General features: G+C 39.1%; 7 protein-coding genes and 1 tRNA gene. 3 read left to right on the forward strand and 5 right to left on the reverse strand.

Annotation, left to right across the window (positions count from 1 at the left end; translation table 11 throughout):
* Nucleotides 1-371 precede the first annotated feature (371 nt).
* Entirely contained in the window at nt 372-1,277 is a 906-nt protein-coding gene (locus tag KPX09_RS03440; RefSeq protein WP_249549006.1) for a hypothetical protein, read from the reverse strand.
* A 400-nt stretch (nt 1,278-1,677) separates the two neighbouring features.
* On the opposite strand from KPX09_RS03440, the gene KPX09_RS03445 reads away from it, so the two are divergent.
* Nucleotides 1,678-1,749: transfer RNA gene (locus tag KPX09_RS03445), tRNA-Met, on the forward strand.
* On the opposite strand, the gene KPX09_RS03450 is transcribed toward KPX09_RS03445, so the two are convergent.
* From KPX09_RS03450 to KPX09_RS03465, 4 genes are all read right to left on the reverse strand, one after another.
* A complete protein-coding gene (locus KPX09_RS03450; protein WP_249549007.1) occupies nt 1,743-1,955 on the reverse strand; it encodes a hypothetical protein in 213 nt (70 codons plus the stop codon). The genes KPX09_RS03445 and KPX09_RS03450 overlap by 7 nt on opposite strands.
* Before the next feature lie 289 nt (nt 1,956-2,244).
* The gene (dnaQ, locus tag KPX09_RS03455; RefSeq protein WP_249549008.1) at nt 2,245-2,979 is read right to left on the reverse strand and encodes a DNA polymerase III subunit epsilon; all 735 of its coding nucleotides are present in this window, start codon (nt 2,977-2,979) and stop codon (nt 2,245-2,247) included.
* Entirely contained in the window at nt 2,969-3,484 is a 516-nt protein-coding gene (gene nuoE, locus KPX09_RS03460) for an NADH-quinone oxidoreductase subunit NuoE (RefSeq protein WP_249549009.1), read from the reverse strand. Before nuoE ends, dnaQ begins: the two co-directional genes overlap by 11 nt.
* Nucleotides 3,481-4,668: an NADH-quinone oxidoreductase subunit D gene (locus KPX09_RS03465; protein WP_249549010.1), complete on the reverse strand. Its 1,188-nt coding sequence runs from the start codon at nt 4,666-4,668 to the stop codon at nt 3,481-3,483. Before KPX09_RS03465 ends, nuoE begins: the two co-directional genes overlap by 4 nt.
* A gap of 417 nt (nt 4,669-5,085) precedes the next feature.
* Between KPX09_RS03465 and KPX09_RS03470 the strand changes: the two genes are divergently transcribed.
* Complete coding sequence (locus KPX09_RS03470) at nt 5,086-6,102, forward strand: NAD(P)/FAD-dependent oxidoreductase (RefSeq protein WP_249549011.1); 1,017 nt, start codon at nt 5,086-5,088, stop codon at nt 6,100-6,102.
* A gap of 762 nt (nt 6,103-6,864) precedes the next feature.
* Complete coding sequence (gene thiL, locus KPX09_RS03475; protein WP_249549012.1) at nt 6,865-7,821, forward strand: thiamine-phosphate kinase; 957 nt, start codon at nt 6,865-6,867, stop codon at nt 7,819-7,821.
* Nucleotides 7,822-8,079: the final 258 nt, after the last annotated feature.

Below are 8,079 nucleotides of genomic sequence, written 5' to 3' on the forward strand. Positions count from 1 at the left end.
TTTCTATAGTAAAAAATTGACGATGAGCTTGCATTTGTCTCACCTAGATGAGGCCATCGTATGGCCAAAATAAAAAACAGCTTCACTAGATTCATTGAAAAGAAGTGCCTCTCATAGGGCGCTTACCCGTGCATTATAATCCTAACTCTTAATTAGCAACAGAATTGACATATTCAGATTGGTTCACTGCATTACATGAATACATTCACTCCTTTGTACATGGTATCTATACCCACCTGCATTATAATAAAGCCATAGAGCAAGCTGCATATAAAAAAGCTATATGGCCTTTATACCTGAGAGATAGACCCTATTTAAAGCAGAAATGCAATTTCCGTAACCGCTAAATAAATATTTCCTTTCTACGTATATCAATGAGCAACAGATATGCTGTTATTTTGGAGAGTAGGAAGACATTCCTCTACACATAGACCTACAGAAGCATCTCTATTGCTGCTAGGCGATAACGAAGCATTTATGTCAGGATTACTGTGCTGCACAGATTTAGAAGAAGCATATGCAACTATCATGGCTCCCGCAATTGCAAATATCCATCCAAAACTTATCATTAACCTTAGAGAAGTTTGTACTCCCTCTGACATGTGTATAGAAGGAACCATACAAACAGTTCCCAAACATACACTACTTGCCCCAAGCGCTATAGAGAGTAAGCGGAGCGCTATAAGGGCTCTATAGTGATTTGGTCTTTCTGTTTCTGGTAGTTTATTCAACTTGTATATCCCAGCAGTAGATGCAGCAACAGATAGTAATGAGGCTATCATTCCGAAAAATGTTAGGCATGCAGGCGTGCTTTTTCCTCGGACAAGTAGCGCAATTGAAACACACGTTAGTATAGTAAAAATAACTGCCTCTAATGCTCTTGTCACAAGCTCTACTTTCTCAGCTACAGCTATTGCATATGGTTTTCCATGCTCCTCCTTCTGTGACTTTGTTGCAGCAAGCCCAAGGCGTAATGCGTATATTCCATACCCTAAAATCACCAATCCCATAGTAAGTAAGATAAGACACTTCCGCGCCTCACACGCCAGCGACTTTTCTTGACTTAAAGCAACCAAGGCTATTGCATAGACTACACACCACATAACCATGGAGATTAAGTGCGCTAAAGAAGAGGCATGCATCAAAGACTCATCGATGCGTGCTCTATTTCTATCTACTAAGTAGAAGAGGTTATTATTTTCCCTCTCTTTACTTAATTCCTTTAAATTTTCCAACATGTTTTTTCTATATAAAGATGCTCTGTTGTAGGCAGACACAACCTAACTATCCTTAGCAATGTCCATAACGATTGATAAATTAGCCCCCTGATCTTTGGTTAAAAAATACCTAAGATTTTAATGAAAAGAAATTGTATAGCACATGCACTCCGTCTATACAATGCATAAATTCTTAGAAGCCGGACTATGGGTAATATAAACCCCAACAATTTAAAGAATATCTATAGCAACAATCATATGTATAAGAACAACACATGCAAATGTTCTAAATATTATACTGATAATGTATATAAATACTTAACTTTTATAACTTGGAATTGCTATATGCATCATAAATACCCGCAAGAAGAAAGCTACTGTAATCAGAAATCATGAGGTAGTGCAAAGAAGAATAGTATATTGCAAGAATGCAAAAGATATGGTACCTCCATGTTCTTATGGCTAGGTAGCTCAGGGGTAGAGCAGGAGCATCATAATCTCCCGGTCGGGGGTTCGAATCCCTCCTTAGCCACTTGTATAGTGATCCAAAACTAGCTTGGATAAAACAGGGCTCCAAAATCCTCTCACATGCTTTAGGTAACCTATCATCTGAAAGAGCGCGTCCTGAGTTCCATATGTAACACCAGGAAGCACAGATACCTTATTATTTAGTAAGTACTTTACCATATCACGCTCGTTGTTTATCACCCGCTTTAGGAGAACATGTTTACCTAGCACATTGTCACACGATACGAAGATATAAAAGGCTCTTTATGGTATATTTGGCTAGGGTTATTACTTTAGATAGCTATGAGCTCTAAATAAGTGACTGAGATATGCGTGGCTGTTAAAGTTTTATATCAGGGATGTTTATCGCAATTTTATGTAGTGCAATTGTTTTATGGCATTTTCCAGCTGTTATATCATGTAAACAACATCTCCATCTGTAAGTGCTTGGGACAATAGTGTAGAACAAACCCATTACGTCTGTATACTAGCATTACTAGTGAGAGCGGATTCAATAGAATCACGAGCCAATGTTTTCATTACAGAAAAACTCTTTTTCATCAAAACACGTAAGCCATATAGGATTTTTCATCTTACTAACAGTTTGTCTGTGCAGCATCTTCTCTTCATCGCTCAATGTAAATGTGCGTGCAGGATACACAACTCTTCTTGCTTTATCATAGATCACAGAAACCTGTTTGCCGTCATCTCCCTCTTGAGAAAACACTAGCCTCCTCTGTAGCGCTTCTAATAGTTCTACATATACCCGCGCTAGCAACGTGGCATCCTTCAATGCTCCATGAAATTTTCTCTCTTGCGTCGATATATTAAACCTCTTGCAGAGAGCATCTAAACTAGCAGGCATCCCCGGAAACTTCTTTCTCGCCATCTCGAGAGTATCGACAATAGTATTAGTGATAGCTCGCTTGTTTCTTAAGAGCTCGATCTCAACCTCAAGAAACCTCATGTCGAATCTGGCATTGTGTATAACGAGAGCACTGTCCCGAAGAAAATCTAGGAGTTCATCCGCAACTTCAGCAAACTTCGGCATTCCTATAAGAGATTCTCTTGTTATTCCGTGTACCCTAGTCGCAGCTACAGATATATCGCGCTCTGGATCTATGTATTTATGAAATACACGACCAGTCATAACATAATCCACTAGCTCAACACACCCTATCTCTATTATCCTGTCTCCGCCATCAGCATCAAGGCCAGTTGTTTCCGTATCTAAAACAATCTCCCTAACCTTCATTGCCCTCCTTTAATTTCAGCAAAATCTTCTCCATAGATTCCGCATCTAGATTTTCATAATAATCATCATTTATCTGTACAATGGGAGCATTCACACACGCACCTAGACACTCTACTTCTCTTAAAGTAAAAAGGTTGTCTTTAGTCGTTTCTCCAACCTGCACACACAACACTTTCTTACATGCATTAAGAATATCATCGCTGCGCCTCAACCAACATGGAGTAGTCTTACATACTTGCACCAAATATTTACCTACAGGAGCTGTATTATACATTGAGTAAAACTCAACCACTTCGCGTACGTGCACTGGCCGCATACTCAAAAGCTTCGCTATATACTCAATAGCAGAACGGGGGACAAACCCACCAGCTTGCTGTTGCACCAAATGCAGCAAAGGCATAACTGCACTCGCTTGCCTACCTTCAGGATATCTACTTATGCACTTATATGCTTCTTCTAAGTTACTATCAGTGAACCTAAAGCTTTCCTGATCTGCAGAATTCATCTGTCTATTTCACCAAAAACAATATCCAAAGAGCCTACAATAACCGGTAAATCCGCAAGCATGTGCCCACGAGCCATAGCATCTATAGCCTGCAGATGAGCAAACCCCGGTGATCTTATCCTGCATCTATAAGGTTTATTAGTACCATCCGAGACTATATATACCCCAAATTCACCTTTAGGTGCTTCCACAGCAGCATACGCCTCACCCTCCGGCACCCTATATCCCTCAGAGAACAACTTAAAATGGTGAATCAATGCTTCCATAGAGTATTTTAATTCCTCCCTTTTAGGAGGAGCAATCTTTCTATCATCGGTTTTCACCGGTCCACTAGGTATATCACGTAGACACTGCTCAAGTATATAGAGCGATTCTCGTATCTCAGCCATACGCACAAGATACCTGTCATAACAATCTCCATTGCTACCAACAGGCACCTTAAAATCTAATATATCGTATATTTCATACGGCTGGCTTTTACGTAAATCCCACGGTATCCCGCAAGCTCTAAGCATTGGCCCGGAAAATCCCCAATCAAGAGCCTGTTGCTTAGTAACCTTTCCTATTTCAACGTTACGTTGCTTCCAAATACTATTCTCCGTAAGTAAATCATCAACACTATCTAATAATTTAGGAAAATAGTTAGTAAACTCATGTATATCGTCCAAAAGACCATCAGGTACGTCAGCTGCAAGGCCTCCTGGTCTAATATAAGCCGAATGAAACCTTGCTCCCGAAGCCCTTTCGTAAAAAGAAAGTATCTTTTCCCGCTCTTCAAAAATCCATAACAACGGAGTAGTAGCACCTGTATCTAACGCCTGACACGCCACATTCAACAAGTGATTTAATAGTCTAGTCAGCTCGCAAAAAATAACTCTGAGATACTTAGCCCTTATGGGCACCTCACAGCCCAACAGCTTCTCCACACACAGAGAATAAGCATGCTCCTGCGACATAGGAGACACATAATCCAACCTATCAAAATACGGAAGCGCCTGAAGATAAGTCTTATATTCAATGAGCTTTTCGGTCCCCCTATGCAGCAAACCTATGTGAGGGTCTATCCTTTCGATAACCTCTCCACTCATTTCAAGTATCAAACGCATAACGCCATGCGCCGCTGGATGCTGAGGACCAAAATTTATGGTCATCGGCTTGGCATAGCCATCAGAGCTATCAGACATTTTAGCTACTAAAGAACAAACTTTAGTATCTTATAATAGGTGCAGATGTCAAGTTCTAATTCGTCAATCCGTTTCCCTGATAACGTGAGAATTCACTATACTGCTCATAGTTGAGCATGGTGTAATTCTTATATCTTGCAACACTTCTCAGTATCTCCTCCCTACTATCCACACTTACGGGTTACGTACACTAAAATGTACACCTTTGAGTATTTGAAGGATCACATTACCTAACAAATATAAAGCATAGACTTGAGAAAATATTGCATCACCTATAATCCCATTTTTCTTTCAAAATCACTGTAAGAGAGATGAATTTTTCCAGTGAATAATAAATTTCAAACATTCAAAGGTATTTTATTCTAGATATAGCAGTGTCTTTGTGATAGGTAGAGAAAAACTGGAAAAGCGAAAGCTGTGGAGTATAGTTCTGTTTTCGATATCGCTATAGTAGGCGCAGGGCCTGTAGGGCTTTTTACTGTGTTTCAAGCAGGTATGCTAGGGATGAATTCCTGTGTTATTGATGCTTTAGATGTAGTGGGAGGTCAATGCGCGGTTTTATATCCTGAAAAACCTATTTATGATATCCCAGCTTATCCCATGATTACAGCTCAAGACCTGGTAAATAACCTGCAAAAGCAGGCCGAACCCTTTAGTCCCGTTTATATTATGGGGCAGTTTGTAGAAAGTATAAGTGAAAGTCCTGACTGCTTTGTTCTACAGACCAATAAAGGTACTAGCGTAAAATGTCGAGCAATAATAGTTGCGGCAGGGTCAGGCGGGTTTGGCCCCAACCGTCCCCCACTTGACGGTATTATGGAATACGAAAATAAGTCCGTATTTTATCACGTATCTCAAATGGCCACCTTTAAAAACAAAAAGGTGGTAATAGCTGGAGGAGGAGATTCAGCTGCGGACTGGGCTGTAAATTTGACAGAAGTTGCCTACAGGCTGTATGTGTTACATAGAAGGAAGTATTTTCGTTGCGCACCTAGTACTTTAAAAAAGCTCGAAGAATTAGCGGATGAAGGTCGCGTAAATGTGCTTATTCCTTACCAACTTGCAGGGCTTGATGGTGAAAATGGAGAACTCAGAAGCGTTATAGTCAGAAATATTACTACGAAAGAGGAAATTTCTATAGAAGCGGATTTTCTCTTACCGTTCTTTGGAATATCTGCAAACCTAGGGGAGATTGTTAACTGGGGCTTGGGCGTAGAAGGCTTTCAGATACCCGTGGAGCAATCTACATGTAGGACTATGCGTAGCAAAATATATGCTGTGGGTGATATAGCCGCTTATCCCGGAAAGATAAAGCTTATACTAGTAGGTTTTTCAGAAGCTGCTTTGGCGTGTCAAGATATACGTGCTGTACTCTTTCCAGATACTCCTCTTAACTTCCAGTATTCTACCTCAAAAGGTATTCCAACGCTTTAGTATACTATGAAAAAAAGCACCTTCCATGACGTGCACAAAGTTGCTGATTTTTGAATAAGAAAAAAGATCTCGTGTTCAGTATCATAGAAGCTCTTGCATTGCAGGAATCTAAAAATTGATCATCCTAATATTAAGTAATAGTTTTTGAGCCTTAGTAAGTAGACCGGTGATATTTTCAATTTATGAGCAAGAAATGCCTTATACTTGGAAGATTGTGTGTGCAATCCAATATACTGTTCTGATAGTAATTTGCTTATTGCATGTGGCTGCTGATATTCTTTGTATACGCTACGCTTAGAAAGAAAGTCACCAATCAAAAATACGACAATACTTTAATTTAGACGTCGTGAAACTTAGTATATTGCATTTCTACCCTACTGGATGGTATTTACGGCATGCTTAGTCTTGATTACTTCTGATATTCATGGTAGCTGCTACTATATAAGCTAGAAAAATCACTGATGAAAACTTCTCATTGTACGAGATAAATAAGATAATAATAGTATGTGTCTCACGGGCTTATCTCATCATCAAATCTTCTTAGCTTCCAAAAATTTATATCTAAGGACCCAGAAAAACGTATAATACCTGGCATTTAGACGTTAATGCATCGATCTTTATTTATATCTCCAATGTACTGGCTCTTTACAGTATTAAAGCATAAATGGAGTTATACATGTGATAGAGATAGTGCCTATATTCAAGATTACTAGGCTACGTTTGCTTTTTATAGATGTAACGCAGAACGCTGTTGGATGAATTATGGATGAGTTTCAGTGTATAGAAAAATATATACGTCCTTTACTTTGCAGTGGGTTTGCATCTGAAAATGACGATGCTGCACGTGTATCTTCCCCTACATCGTCTTTTATCATGACAAAAGATGTATTAGTTGAAAACGTTCATTTCTTAAATCACAGCGATCCTTTCTTACTCGCTAAAAAGGCGCTACGCGTTAACTTATCAGATATAGCTTCTATGGGAGCTATACCGCATTCTTATCTTTTGGGATTATCGCTTCCAAAATTTATTGATGAAAAATGGTGGAAAAGCTTTTGCGCTGGTTTACAAGAAGATAACAGTATTTTTTCCATAAAGCTGCTCGGTGGAGACACAACAAATAATTTAGCAGGTATCATCGTAATAAGCATAACCGCTTTGGGCATTCCATCTGAAAATATTTTGACTAGGTCACATGCAAAAGCAGGAGATTATCTGTATGTTAGTGGGACTATTGGTGATGCTGCTTTAGGATTGTTAGCATACAATAAAAAGCTAATTGGAGAGTTTTCATATCTCAAGCAAAGATATGACTTACCTCAGCCTAGAGTGATGTTAGGCGCCAGTATTAGCAATTTGGCTTCCGCATGTATAGATGTTTCTGACGGATTATTACAGGATATTAGGCTGTTGTGTAAGCTTTCAGGTGTTGGTGCAAATTTATATGCTTATGAAGTACCACTTTCACACGAAGCTGCGGCTGCTATAATGCAAAATCACGACCTTTTAGAGAACGTACTGGCTGGAGGAGATGATTACGAACTGGCATTTACGGTTCCTCCTGAACACTGTCTTGAAATTGAGCAAATTGCCACAAGTATAAAAATTCCTGTAAAAAGAATAGGAATGATTACTCTCGAAGAAGGGATACAGGTATATGACAGAGATCACAATCTTATACAGATATCAAAAGAGGGTTATAGTCACAACTTTTCTTAAGTTCATGAGAAGTTTTTATCTGAAATAACTTTGCGGGCAAAAACATCTATAGGCTTGAATAACTCATAAGTATTGCCACTTCAATAAGCGTTTTTATATTCATCGTTCTCATTGAGTATAATAACGAGTATACGCTTCTTATTATGCGAGACATACTAGTGGCGATGCTTCGAGTCACTCCAATACCTGTCCTTGCCCCAAGATAAGTACCAGACTGATTTCTCATTTATGACACTATACCTCACTTTGAGATTCCAT

The sequence above is a fragment of the Anaplasma phagocytophilum genome, assembly GCF_023476575.1.
GTDB classification, from domain to species: domain Bacteria; phylum Pseudomonadota; class Alphaproteobacteria; order Rickettsiales; family Anaplasmataceae; genus Anaplasma; species Anaplasma phagocytophilum_A.

Coding starts and splice junctions, on each gene's coding strand:
- dnaQ (WP_249549008.1), bottom strand. CDS start 2,979: ATGAAGGTTAGGGAGATTGTTTTAGATACGGAAACAACTGGCCTTGAT.
- KPX09_RS03465 (WP_249549010.1), bottom strand. CDS start 4,668: ATGTCTGATAGCTCTGATGGCTATGCCAAGCCGATGACCATAAATTTT.
- thiL (WP_249549012.1), top strand. CDS start 6,865: ATGGATGAGTTTCAGTGTATAGAAAAATATATACGTCCTTTACTTTGC.
- nuoE (WP_249549009.1), bottom strand. CDS start 3,484: ATGAATTCTGCAGATCAGGAAAGCTTTAGGTTCACTGATAGTAACTTA.